At 71.9% G+C, this 11,665-nt stretch carries 11 protein-coding genes; 3 read left to right on the plus strand and 8 right to left on the minus strand.

Annotated elements, in window-relative coordinates:
• Positions 1-85: 85 nt before the first annotated feature.
• From cseC to AB0O76_RS22100, 5 genes are all read right to left on the minus strand, one after another.
• Entirely contained in the window at positions 86-1,438 is a 1,353-nt protein-coding gene (gene cseC / locus AB0O76_RS22080) for a two-component system sensor histidine kinase CseC (RefSeq protein WP_365493756.1), read from the minus strand.
• A 37-nt stretch (positions 1,439-1,475) separates the two neighbouring features.
• The gene (gene cseB, locus AB0O76_RS22085; RefSeq protein ID WP_360774451.1) at positions 1,476-2,186 is read right to left on the minus strand and encodes a two-component system response regulator CseB; all 711 of its coding nucleotides are present in this window, start codon (positions 2,184-2,186) and stop codon (positions 1,476-1,478) included.
• 11 nt (positions 2,187-2,197) lie between these two features.
• On the minus strand, positions 2,198-2,818 hold the full coding sequence (locus AB0O76_RS22090; RefSeq protein WP_365493759.1) for a hypothetical protein: 621 nt from the start codon (positions 2,816-2,818) through the stop codon (positions 2,198-2,200).
• 20 nt (positions 2,819-2,838) lie between these two features.
• Positions 2,839-3,387: a SigE family RNA polymerase sigma factor gene (locus AB0O76_RS22095; protein ID WP_365493762.1), complete on the minus strand. Its 549-nt coding sequence runs from the start codon at positions 3,385-3,387 to the stop codon at positions 2,839-2,841.
• A 210-nt stretch (positions 3,388-3,597) separates the two neighbouring features.
• Positions 3,598-4,515 (minus strand): A/G-specific adenine glycosylase, encoded by a 918-nt coding sequence (locus AB0O76_RS22100; RefSeq protein ID WP_365493860.1) that lies wholly within the window; start codon positions 4,513-4,515, stop codon positions 3,598-3,600.
• A gap of 357 nt (positions 4,516-4,872) precedes the next feature.
• On the opposite strand from AB0O76_RS22100, the gene AB0O76_RS22105 reads away from it, so the two are divergent.
• Together AB0O76_RS22105 and AB0O76_RS22110 are read left to right on the plus strand one after the other, a co-directional pair.
• Positions 4,873-6,375 (plus strand): histidine kinase, encoded by a 1,503-nt coding sequence (locus AB0O76_RS22105; RefSeq protein WP_365493765.1) that lies wholly within the window; start codon positions 4,873-4,875, stop codon positions 6,373-6,375.
• Positions 6,372-7,025, plus strand: a complete 654-nt coding sequence (locus tag AB0O76_RS22110) for a response regulator transcription factor (protein WP_365493768.1) — start codon at positions 6,372-6,374, stop codon at positions 7,023-7,025. The genes AB0O76_RS22105 and AB0O76_RS22110 overlap by 4 nt, the downstream gene beginning before the upstream one ends.
• A gap of 80 nt (positions 7,026-7,105) precedes the next feature.
• Here AB0O76_RS22110 and AB0O76_RS22115 read toward each other — a convergent pair whose 3' ends face one another.
• Positions 7,106-7,753 (minus strand): phosphatase PAP2 family protein, encoded by a 648-nt coding sequence (locus AB0O76_RS22115; protein WP_365493771.1) that lies wholly within the window; start codon positions 7,751-7,753, stop codon positions 7,106-7,108.
• Positions 7,754-7,982: 229 nt separating this feature from the next.
• Here AB0O76_RS22115 and AB0O76_RS22120 point away from each other — a divergent pair, with 229 nt between their 5' ends.
• On the plus strand, positions 7,983-8,807 hold the full coding sequence (locus tag AB0O76_RS22120) for a hypothetical protein (protein ID WP_365493774.1): 825 nt from the start codon (positions 7,983-7,985) through the stop codon (positions 8,805-8,807).
• An 84-nt stretch (positions 8,808-8,891) separates the two neighbouring features.
• Here AB0O76_RS22120 and disA read toward each other — a convergent pair whose 3' ends face one another.
• Positions 8,892-10,016, minus strand: coding sequence for a DNA integrity scanning diadenylate cyclase DisA (gene disA / locus AB0O76_RS22125; RefSeq protein ID WP_365493777.1), 1,125 nt, complete (start codon positions 10,014-10,016; stop codon positions 8,892-8,894).
• A gap of 79 nt (positions 10,017-10,095) precedes the next feature.
• Entirely contained in the window at positions 10,096-11,505 is a 1,410-nt protein-coding gene (radA, locus tag AB0O76_RS22130) for a DNA repair protein RadA (protein WP_365493780.1), read from the minus strand.
• Positions 11,506-11,665: the final 160 nt, after the last annotated feature.

Below are 11,665 nucleotides of genomic sequence, written 5' to 3' on the forward strand. Positions count from 1 at the left end.
GTCATTCGGCACCCGGCATTGGCGTTGTGCCCACCCGTTCCGCCTTGCGGAACGCCTGCCCACAACGGCGGCGGCAGACCGGGTTCTACATGTCCGGCAATTGCAAGATCGGGAAGCTGCCCGTGTTCGTCGGGGCGTGTTCCGGGAGCCAGAGGACTGCTACCGCGCCCTCTGCCGGGTCGTCGGGGGCCGCGCCCGCCGGGGTCACGTTGCGGAAGGTGAGGCGGGCGCCGAGGACGCGCGCCTGGCCCGCGGCGATCGTCAGGCCCAGGCCGTGGCCGACGCCCGCGCGGTCGGTGCTGCCGGTGCGGAAGCGGCTCGGGCCCTCCGCGAGGAGACCCGCGGGGAAGCCGGGGCCATGGTCGCGGACCCGCACCACGCGGCCCTCGACACTGACCTCGACCGGCGGTTTGCCGTGCTTGGCGGCGTTGGCGAGGAGGTTGCCGAGGATGCGCTCAAGGCGGCGCGGGTCGGTGGTCACCTCCGACTCGTGCACCACCGTGACCTTCACGTCCGAGTTGAGGACCGCGATCCGGCGCGTCACGAACTCGCCCAGCATGATGTCCTGCAGCTCGGCACGCTCCGCCGCGCTGTCCAGACGGGCCACTTCGAGTACGTCCTCGACGAGCGTGCGCATCGCCTGCGCCCGGTCCCTGACCAGCTCGGTCGGCCGGCCCGGCGGGAGCAGTTCGGCCGCCGTGAGCAGTCCGGTCACCGGCGTACGCAGCTCGTGCGCGATGTCCGCCGTCACCCGCCGCTCGGCCTCAAGGCGCTGCTTCAGGGCGTCCGCCATCGCGTCCACCGACCGCGCCAGATCATCGGTCTCGTCGCGTACGACGCCGCCGATGGCCTCTCGTACGCTGACATCCGTCTGCCCCTGGGCGACGTCCTGAGCCGCGGCCGCCGCCTTGCGCAGCCGCCGCGAGAGCTGGCCGCCGATCAGCACGCCGAGCGCGCAGCCGCCGAAGACGACCGAGATCGAGCCGATCACCAGGGCCTGGTCGAGGTCCTTCATGACGGTGGTGCTGCGGTCGGACAGGGGCGTGTGCAGCGACAGGATGCGGCCGTCGCTCAGCGGCACCGCCGCCCAGATGTCGGGCACGCCCTTGGCGTGCTCCTCCACGAACGTCGCGCGTCGCCCGGCCACGACCTTGTCCCGCAGCCCTTCCGGCAGATCGGGGTCGTCGATCTGGAAGCCGACGGCCCGCCCCGCGGAGTTCTCGTAGCCCCGCTCCATGTACGCGAGCTTCGTGTCCTGGAAATCGCGGGCGGTGTCGAGCATCGAGACGCGCGCCGCGTTGTGTACGACGAGGCTGAGCGCCACCGCGACCAGCGCGCCGACCAGGGCGATCGCCGCGCTGATCTTCCAGCGCACGCCGGTGCGCAGCCGGCAGCCAACCGTCCGGCGCAGCCGGGAGCCCAGCGTCCCCCTGCTCATATGCGTCCCCTGCGATCCGCCTGGCGGTGAATGTCCCTCACGCCTTGAGCTTGTAGCCGAAGCCGCGGACCGTCTCGATGCGGTCCTGGCCCACCTTCGTACGCAGCCGCTGCACATGGACGTCGACGACGCGCGTGTCCCCGCCCCAGCCGTAGTCCCACACCCGCTCGAGGAGCTTGTCGCGGGAGAGGACCGTGCCGGGCGCGGAGGAGAACTCCAGGAGCAGCCGCATCTCGGTCGGCGTCAGCGCCACCGGGGCGCCGGCCCTGCGGACCTCCATGCCCTCCGTGTCGATCTCCAGATCGCCGAAGTGCAGCACGCCGCCGTCGGGCGAACCGGCCTCACCGGCCGCGGGCGCCGCGTTCGGACCGCTCGCGTGGCCGAAGCGGCGCAGCACGGCGCGGATCCTGGCGACGAGCACGGCGCCGTCGAACGGCTTGGTCACATAGTCGTCGGCGCCCGCCTCCAGGCCGAGGACGACATCGATGGAGTCGGCACGCGCGGAGAGCATGATCACCGGGACCGTGGACTCGTCGCGGATGCGGCGGCACAGCGATACGCCGTCGAGGCCGGGCACCATCACGTCGAGCAGCGCGATGTCGGGGCGGTTGGCGCGGAACGCCTCCAGGCCGAGCAGGCCGTCGGGCATCGCCGTGACCACGAAGCCGTCCCGTTCGAGCGCGAGCTGCGTCGCCTCCCGGATGACGTCGTCGTCCTCGACGAACAGGACGTGGGTGTGCTCTGCCATCGGATGCTCTCTCAGTTCTCCGTCGGGGCGGGAGCGTCGCCGCCCGCCGCTCTGCCGTAGTGAGTGCGGTGGCGGTCGAACTCCCTGAAGCGGTTCGTGGTCCAGCGGTAGGTGATGACGTCCTCGACGGACGGGAACTCCACCGGGTCACCCTTCTGGTACGACTGCTTGGTGACCACCAGCTCACCACCGTCGATCTCCGCGTAGACGGGTGGCTCCTCGTCCTGGAAGACATTCTGGTACTTCTTGCCCTCGGCTCGATACACGTACGTACCGGTGCCGACGGTGTCGTCGCAGGACATGACGTTCACGACGACATCGGACGCGGATCCTCCGGTCAGGTTGCCGTACGAGACGTCGACGGGGTAGTCGTCGGCCGAGCAGGGCTGCAGCTCGCGCTTGACCGACTGGCTGACCTTCGGGTCGCTCTTGATGAGCTGCACGGGGTCGACGTCCGCGGAGGGCGCGGGCGCCGCCGATGTCGAAGGCGCCACGGTCGGCGATGGCGACACCACCGTCTCGCGGCGGTTGGCCGGCCCCTCGTCGCGGGCTCCGGAGCCGCCGGCCGAGCAGGCGGTGAGCAAAAGGCCGATGGCGGCGAGCACGGCCACCGCCGTACTCCCCGCCCTCATGGTCCTTCTGGCCCGGGTGCTTAGGCCGCGCAACGCTCCCGCTCCTCACGTTCGAGCGCGCTGCCCGCGGGTTCCTCGCTGTCCCGGCTCTCCAGCTCGTGGCGGAGCCGGGCGAGCGCCCGGTGCAGCGTGCTCTTGACCGTTCCTGCCGACATGCCGAGTGCGGCGGCCGTCTCCTCTGTGGACATCTGCTCCCAGTGTCGCAGCACGACGACACTGCGCTGCTTGGGTGCGAGGACCTTCATGATGTCCATGAGGAGGGCGCGGTCCGCGTGCTGTTCGGTGGAGTCTTCCACGCTCGCGTCGGGCAGCTGCTCGGTGGGGACCTCTTCGAGCTTGCGGGCCCGCCACCACTCCGTACGCGTGTTGATCATGACGCGGCGCAGATAGGCGTCCGCGAGCCGCTTGTCGGCTATGCCGTCCCAGCGGCCGTACGTCCGCACCAGTGCGGTCTGGAGCAGGTCCTGGGCGTCGACGGGGTCGGGCACCAGGCGCCGGGCACTGCGCAGCAGGGCGTCCTGCCGAGTGCGGACGTACTCTTCGAACTCGAGCACCTCGCCGTGCGCCATACCTAACCGCCTCCGTTCCGCCAACACCACGACGCGTCTGGTTTGACACGTCCATCGACCGCTGCCTCTTGCCTGTGCGGTACGGGAATGAAGCTACGGAGGGCTTGTCACGGGGCTGTGCGGAGCAGCCAGCGGAGGGCGCACGGCCTTCCGTCGGTTGTGTAACAGAAGTAGGCGGGGCGTAAAGCGGGGGCGTTTTGGGCGGAAGTGTCAGGTGAGCGGCAGCCGGTAGAAGCCGTTGGGGAGGGGTTCGACGAGGCCGTCGGAGACCAGACCGTCCAGCGCGCGGGCCCGCTGCACCGGCTCGTCCCACACCCGGTCGAGGGCCGACTGCGGTACGGGGGCCACCGCATCGCGCAGGACCGCGAGCAGCTTGCCCCGGACCTGGCGGTCCGTGCCCGCGTACGTCTGGCCCTTGCGCGCCGGGCCCTCATGCGGGGGCTTCCCCGCCGTCCGCCAGGCGCACTGCTGCGCGATGGGGCAGCGGGAGCAGTCCTCGTTCTTCGCGGTGCAGACGAGGGCGCCGAGCTCCATGGACGCGGCGGCCCAGCGGGACGCGGTGCGGTCGTCCTCGGGGAGGAGGGCGCGGGCGAGCTTGCGCTCGGCGGCGGTGGTGGCGTTGGGCGGGTACTGGACACCCGTCACGGCACGCGCGAAGACCCTCCTGACGTTCGTGTCGAGCACGGCATGCCGCTGGCCGTACGCGAACGACGCCACCGCGGCCGCCGTGTACTCGCCGATGCCGGGCAGCGCGAGCAGCTGTGCGTGCCTCGTCGGTACGTCGCCGCCGTGCCGCTCCGTTATGGCGACGGCGGCGCCGTGCAGCCGGAGCGCGCGGCGGGGGTAGCCGAGCCGTCCCCAGGCGCGGACGGCCTCGCCCGGCGCTTCTTTGGCGAGGTCCGCGGGGCGGGGCCAGCGGGCGAGCCACTGCTCGTACACGGGCAGTACGCGGTTCACCGGCGTCTGCTGCAGCATGAACTCGCTGACCATCACGCCCCAGGGACCGGCCTCGGGCCGACGCCACGGCAGATCACGGGCGTTGGCGTCGAACCAGGCGATGACGGGGCTGTGCAGGGCCTTGCCGGCGGGCCCGTACGGGGAATCGGGCTCGGCGCTCGGCGTGGACATCGACGTGGACATGGGCATGGGCTTCGTGGGCGCAGTCATGGCAGGACGATCCTGCCACGGGGGCGGCGGGGGTTGGGCCAACCTGGAGGTGGGGGCGGCGATGTCGCCTGCGGCGGGCGGGGCGGTACGTCTTGGGGGCGGGGCCGCGCCGGTATGTCCGTACTCGCCATCTCGGTCCGGGCGCGGGCTGCTGCGGCTGGGGAGTGCCGCCTCCCCCGCGCGGCAACGGGAAGACCTGACCTTCGGCAGGGGTGTCGCCGGACAGAGGGAAGTAGCGTCGAGGGGGTGAGTCGGCGGCGGTGGGTGGATGTGGGGGTGTGGGTGGGGGTTGCCCTGCCTGCTGTCGGGGTGGACCGGGTGGGGCTGAATGAACCCCGGTCGGTGGGGATGGAGGCGGCGGGCCTTGCTGCGCTTGCCCTCGCGGTGGCCATCTGGCGAAGGTGCCCCCTGGGTGCCTTCGCCGTTGCCGCCGCTCTGGGTCTTGCCGCAGCACCCTCCCTGTTCACGCTCTCGTACGGCGGCGCCCTCGCCCTCTTCGCGCTGCTGATGGGGCGCCGGGCCGAACACGTCCGGCCCGCTGTCGTCGCCTTCGCGGGGATCGCGGTTGTCGGGACCGCCAAGATCGTGGGGCGGGGCGTCGACCCCGTCGTCGAGTGGCTCGTGTTGATGGGGACCCTGCTCTTCGGGGCGGTGTTTCCGTGGCTCGCGGGGCGCTACTGGCGCCAGGGGCGAGAGCTCGCCGCCGCCGGCTGGGCCCGCGCCGGCCAGCTGGAGCGCGAGCAGCGCATCGTCGCCGATCGCGCCCGGCTGCGGGAGCGGGCCCGGATCGCTCAGGACATGCACGACTCCCTCGGGCACGAGCTGAGCCTCATCGCTGTGCGGGCCGGTGCGCTGCAAGTCGCCGCCGATCTGCCGCGCGAGCACCGCGCCGCCGTCGCCGATCTCCGCGTCGCCGCATCGGACGCCACGGACCGGCTGCACGAGATCATCGGGCTGCTGAGAGAAGAGGGCGACGAGGTCGCGCCGCTCGCCCCGGCGGGCGAGACCGTCGCGGAGCTCGTGGAGCGCGCGGCAGGCTCGGGGCTCCCGGTCCGGTACATCGCCGCGGGTGACGCGTCGCGCCCCGAGTTGACCGGGACGGAGTCCGAACGCACCGTCCACCGAGTCGTCCAGGAAGCCCTCACCAACGCCGCCCGGCACGCCCCCGGCGCCCCGGTGACGGTCGAGAGCGCGCGGGACGCGGCCACGGGCACGACCGTCGTGACCGTGACCAACGGTCCCGCTGATGGGCCCGCCCCCGCGTCCGGCGGCGGCTCGGGACTCATCGGCCTCAAGGCGCGGCTCGGCGACCTCGGCGGCACCCTCGACGCCGGCCCGCACGGCGACGGCTTCCGCGTCGTCGCACGGCTCCCCGCAGCGGGCGCCACCCCCGCCCCCGCCCCCGCGCCGGGCGGATCCGTCATCTCGTACGCGAGACGGCGGACGGTCCTCGCCTTCGGGGCCGCCGTCGCCACGGGCGTTCTCCTCGTCGGCGGCGCCTTCGCCTGGTACGCGTACTCCCGCTCGCACTCGGTCCTCGAACCGGCCGACTACGCGCGGCTGCGGGTCGGACAGCCGCAGGACGCGGCCGAGCGGCTGCTGCCGGACCGGACCGCGTCCGATCCGCCGAAGGAGCGCGCCCCGAGCCCGCCGCCGGAGGGCGCCGACTGCCGCTACTACCGCGCGAGCGGTGAACTCTTCGTCACCGTCGAGCACTTCAGGGTCTGCTTCGCGGGCGGGGCTGTTGTCGAGAAGAGCGTGATCCCGAAGGCCGGGGGCCGCGAGAAGGCGCTGGAAGAGGAGAAGGAGTGGGTGCGGTGATCCGCGTACTGCTGGCCGACGACGAGGCGATGATCCGCGCGGGCGTCCGCGCCATCCTCGGCGCGGGCGAGGACATCGAGGTCGTCGCGGAGGCGGGTGACGGGCGCGCGGCCGTGGAACTCGCCCAGGCCCACCGGCCCGACGTCGCGCTGCTCGACATCCGGATGCCGGGGCTCGACGGTCTCGCAGCGGGCGAGGAGATCGTACGGACGGTGCCGGGCACCGCGGTCGCGATGCTGACGACCTTCTCCGAGGACGCGTACGTCGCACGGGCGCTCGGCGGTGGAGCCACGGGGTTCCTGCTGAAGTCCGGCGATCCGCACGAACTCATCGCGGGCGTACGCGCGGTGGCGGGCGGCGCCGCCTTCCTCTCGCCGAAGGTGGCCCGGCACGTCATCGACGGCTACGGCGCCCGGCGCGTCGGCCGCGGCGCGGAGGCCCGCTCCCGCACGGACGCGCTGACGCCGAGGGAGCGTGAGGTGCTGGGCCTGGTCGGCGAGGGCCTCTCCAACCCGGAGATCGCCGCCCGGCTGCATCTCGTCGAGGGGACGGTGAAGGCGTACGTGAGCGCGGTCCTCGACCGGCTCGGGGTCAAGAACCGCGTTCAGGCGGCGATCGTCGCCTACGAGGCGGGACTTGCGGGCGGCTGAGCGCCCCGAAGGGGCGCGGGGAACTGCGCGACCAGCCACAGACGGCCCGCAGATTCTGCACTGTTGATCCGGCGGAGCCCTCAGCGGCGGTGCGACGCGGGCGCGTGCGGTGCTGCGTACGTCGCAGGCCCTTCGCCGGCGAACCACCGGACGACCCCGGTCGAAGACCCCCGCATCGTCTCGACGACCCGCGCCACGGGACGGGTGGCCAGACGGACGAGCAGGAAGGCCAGCGCGGCGCCGAGGATCAGGCCGACGGCCACGTCGTGCGGATAGTGCACGCCCACGAAGACCCGTGAGAAGGCCATGAGCACGGCCATCGGCAGCGTCAGCGCGGCGATGCGCGGCCAGGCGACGGCAAGGCCGACGGCCGCGGCGCCTGCGATCGTCGAGTGGTTGCTGGGGAAGGACCAGTCGCCGTGCGGCGGGCACGCGACGAGCGGCGCGAGCGCCCCGGAGACCGCACGGCACGGGCGCTCCTCGTCGATCCCCGACTTGATCAACTCGCTGCACACATACGCCACCGCGGTGGCAAGCGGGGCGAGCACCGCTATCGCGACAGCGCGCGGGTCACCGCGCCGGGAGCGCCACCAGGCGACTATGAAGAGCACGCCGAAGAGGAGCAGGCCGAGTTCCGTCCACGCCTCGGCGGTGTGCTGCACCCAGGTCGGGGTGTCGTGGGCGAAGTCGGTGATGTCGCGGTAGAGATCGTCGGTCATGGTGTCCATGATTACGGACGGTACGGAGTGGGCCCGAATCGTCACATCCGGCGATCGACCTGTGATGACCCCTGACGACAGACAGGGGTGAGGCGGGCATCGAGGGGCACTTGGGGAAGCGGAGTGACTCATTCCGAGATGCGGAGTGACTCATTCCGGGATGATGATCCGTAAACTTTGTTGCCCGGGGCGGCGGGTGGGGCAGGAGAAGGCGCGGATCTCTCGTAAGGTTTGGGCCGTGGGATCTCTGCGCAATCCGGTCGGGCCGCTTCCCTCCACCATCTACTGGCGTCGGAGGGCCGTTCTGCTGTCCCTTGTCGGGCTGCTCGCACTCCTCGTCGTGTGGGTGCTCACCCTGGGCGGTGGGGGCGGGAAGAACACCGCGGACGGGCCGTCCGGTACCGGGCCCGCCACGTCCATCACGCCAGGACCCTCCGGTTCAGGGCCCGCCATCAGTGAACACCCGGGCGGGCGCGACGAGTCGGACGGCGAGGGCTCCGGAGGCGGTTCGGGCTCGGGCGGTTCAGGCGACGGCTCGGGCTCCGGTGACTCCGACGGCGGTTCCGGCGGCGGTTCCGGCGGCGGTGACGGCAGCGGGTCGGACGACGGCGCCAAGGGCGGTGGCGGCGCGGGCGGCCAGCTGCCCGCGGGGTCGCGGCTGCCCGACTGTGTGAGCGGCGATGTGAAGTTGAAGCTGCGCAGCGTCCAGAACACGTACGAGATCGGTGAGAAGCCGAAGTTCGAGATCATCGCCCTGAACAGTGCGGGCAAGGCCTGCAAGGTGGATCTCGGCGGCAGGCAAACGGTCCTGACGATCACTCAGGCCCAGGGCGACAAGGAGATCTGGTCGTCGGCGGACTGCCCTGCGGGCGGCGGGAGCCTGCTGCTTCGGGTGCCGGGGGACGGGCGCGTCACGCACACCGTGGAGTGGGACCGCCGGGGGAGCGAGCCGCAGTGCGCGACGCCGTCTGCCGGGAGCGCGAAGCCGGGTACGTATCTCGTCGAGGCCAAGTCGCCGGGCCTGGGGACGGCACAGGCGTCGTTCGTGCTTGAAGAGGGCTGACGGGCGGCTGGCCGCCCGGTGGGTGGTTCTTTCCGCGCTCCGCGCGGGGTTTCCCCAACCACCCACCCGTTACCCTGCAGCGCTCTAGACGTACCGCTCCAGGATCGACGACTCGGCCAGCCGCGAAAGCCCCTCGCGAACACTCCGGGCCCGAGCTTCACCCACCCCGTCCACCGTCTGCAGATCATCGACGCTCGCAGCGAGCAACTTCTGCAGTCCGCCAAAGTGCTCGACAAGACGGTCAATGATCGCGCCCGGCAGGCGCGGCACCTTCGCAAGGAGGCGGAAGCCCCGCGGCGAGACCGCGGAGTCCAGCGCCTCGGGGGAGCCGGTGTACCCCAACGCCCGTGCCACGATGGGCAGTTCGAGCAGCTCCGCGTGGCTCAGCGCGTCCAGTTCGAAGAGCGCCTCGTCCACCGTGCGGGAGCGCTTCGCGGTCGGCTCCGGTACGTAATCCCGGACCACCAGCTCGCGCTCCGGCTCGACGCCCGCGATCAACTCGTCCAGCTGGAGGGCGAGTAGACGGCCGTCGGTGCCGAGCTCCACCACGTACTCGGCGATTTCCGTGGCGATGCGGCGCACCATTTCCAGGCGCTGGGCGACCGCCGTGACATCGCGGACCGTCACCAAGTCCTCGATCTCCAGGGCGGAGAGCGTGCCCGCGACCTCGTCGAGGCGGAGCTTGTAGCGCTCCAGGGTGGCGAGCGCCTGGTTCGCGCGGGACAGGATCGCCGCCGAGTCCTCGAGGACGCGGCGCTGTCCGTCCACGTACAGCGCGATCAGGCGCATGGACTGGGAGACGGATACGACGGGGAAGCCCACCTGCTTGGAGACGCGGTCCGCGGTGCGGTGCCGAGTGCCCGTCTCCTCGGTGGGGATCGTCGGGTCGGGGACGAGCTGCACGCCCGCCCGCAGGATCTTGGTGACGTCTTTGTCGATGACGATGCCGCCGTCGAGCTTGCAGAGCTCGCGCAGCCGCGTCGCCGTGAACTCGACGTCCAGGATGAAGCCGCCCGTGCACATCGATTCGACGGTCTTGTCCCAGCCGAGGACGATGAGCCCTCCGGTGTTGCCGCGGAGGATCCGCTCGAGGCCGTCGCGCAGGCCCGTGCCCGGCGCGACCGCGCTCAGGGAGGCGCGCATCAGCCCATCTGCACCGGAGCTTCCACCGGCTTTGCCGGGAGCTGACGCCCGGTCGTTGGCTGCCACTGCACTCCTCGGGTCGCGGGTTGTCCAAGCCCCGGTCCGTACGACTGCTTCGTACGGATGGGCGAGACCAGGGCAAAGTCTACCGGCGGTCTTCCTCCTCCCGTGGGGCCTCTCTGCGACGCGATCTCGGAAGCACGCGCAGCGCGTCCCCCATGTCGGCGACTTCGGTGACCTTCATGCCGGGCGGGACCTTGCCGGGGTCGGCGGGAACGAGGGCGTGCGTGAAGCCCAGACGGTGCGCCTCGGCCAGTCTGCGCTGGACCCCCGTGACCCGTCTGACCTCGCCCGCGAGGCCCACTTCGCCGATCGCGACCAGGTTCTTGGGCAGCGGGGTGTCGCTCGCCGCGCTGGCCAGGGCGAGCGCGATGGCGAGGTCCGCGGCCGGTTCGGAGAGCTTCACGCCCCCCACCGTGGCGCTGTAGATGTCGCGCTTGCCGAGCGCCGAGATGCGGCCGCGCTGTTCGAGTACGGCCAGCATCATCGAGACGCGGGAGGTCTCGAGGCCCGATGTGGTGCGGCGCGGGGAGGGGATCTGCGAGTCGACCGTGAGCGCCTGGACCTCGGCCACCAGCGGGCGGCGGCCCTCCAGGGTGACCGTCAGGCAGGTGCCGGGGACGGCCTCCGCGCGGCGGGTGAGGAAGAGGCCGCTGGGGTCGGCGAGGCCGGTGATGCCCTCGTCGTGCAGTTCGAAGCAGCCGACCTCGTCCGTCGTTCCGTAGCGGTTCTTGACACCGCGCACGAGACGCAGGCGCGCGTGGCGGTCGCCCTCGAAGGACAGGACGACGTCCACCAGGTGCTCCAGGAGGCGCGGTCCCGCGATCGCGCCGTCCTTGGTGACATGGCCGACCAGGAGCGTCGACATGGCGCGCTCCTTGGAGGCGCGGATCAGGGCTCCTGCCACCTCACGGACCTGGGCCATGCCGCCCGGCGCCCCGTCGATCTCCGGCGATGCGACCGTCTGGACCGAGTCGAGGATCAGGAGGGACGGCTTCACCGCGTCCAAGTGGCCCAGAACGGCGGCGAGATCGGTCTCCGCCGCCAGGTAGAGGTGGTCGTCGATCGCCTTGATGCGGTCCGCGCGCAGCCGGACCTGGCTCGCCGACTCCTCGCCGGTGACATAGAGCGTGCGGTGCTCGTCGCTCGCCGCCTTCGCCGCGACGTCCAGGAGCAGCGTCGACTTGCCGACGCCCGGCTCGCCCGCGAGCAGCGCCACGGCGCCGGGGACGAGGCCGCCGCCGAGGACGCGGTCCAGTTCCGGTACGCCCGTGGAGCGGGCGGTGGCCTGGCGGCCGTCGACCTGGCCGATGGGCAGGGCGGAGGAGGTGACGCGGCCGGGGGCGGTGGTGCGGACCGCGGGCGCGCCGTACTCCTCGACCGTCCCCCATGCCTGGCATTCGGGGCAGCGGCCGAGCCACTTGGCCGTCTGCCAGCCGCACTCGGTGCAGCGGTAGGACGGCCGGTCCTTGCTCGTCTTCGTACGGGGAGCCATGAACCGAACCGTAGCGGGCAGCACTGACAACGCGGCACGCGCGCCGATGCCGAGGGCGCGCGGGTCACGGAATCATGGGTTCCTGTCCCCTTTTGAGGGATCTGTTCACCCGTAAGGATTAAATGTGCTCAAGAGGGAGGAGGGACCCGGCATCATCCGC

Source organism: Streptomyces sp. NPDC086554 (genome assembly GCF_040686095.1).
In the GTDB taxonomy this organism is placed as follows: Bacteria; Actinomycetota; Actinomycetes; order Streptomycetales; family Streptomycetaceae; genus Streptomyces.

Coding starts and splice junctions, on each gene's coding strand:
- cseB (WP_360774451.1), bottom strand. CDS start 2,186: ATGGCAGAGCACACCCACGTCCTGTTCGTCGAGGACGACGACGTCATC.
- cseC (WP_365493756.1), bottom strand. CDS start 1,438: ATGAGCAGGGGGACGCTGGGCTCCCGGCTGCGCCGGACGGTTGGCTGC.
- AB0O76_RS22095 (WP_365493762.1), bottom strand. CDS start 3,387: ATGGCGCACGGCGAGGTGCTCGAGTTCGAAGAGTACGTCCGCACTCGG.
- AB0O76_RS22100 (WP_365493860.1), bottom strand. CDS start 4,515: ATGTCCACGCCGAGCGCCGAGCCCGATTCCCCGTACGGGCCCGCCGGC.
- radA (WP_365493780.1), bottom strand. CDS start 11,505: ATGGCTCCCCGTACGAAGACGAGCAAGGACCGGCCGTCCTACCGCTGC.
- AB0O76_RS22090 (WP_365493759.1), bottom strand. CDS start 2,818: ATGAGGGCGGGGAGTACGGCGGTGGCCGTGCTCGCCGCCATCGGCCTT.
- AB0O76_RS22115 (WP_365493771.1), bottom strand. CDS start 7,753: ATGGACACCATGACCGACGATCTCTACCGCGACATCACCGACTTCGCC.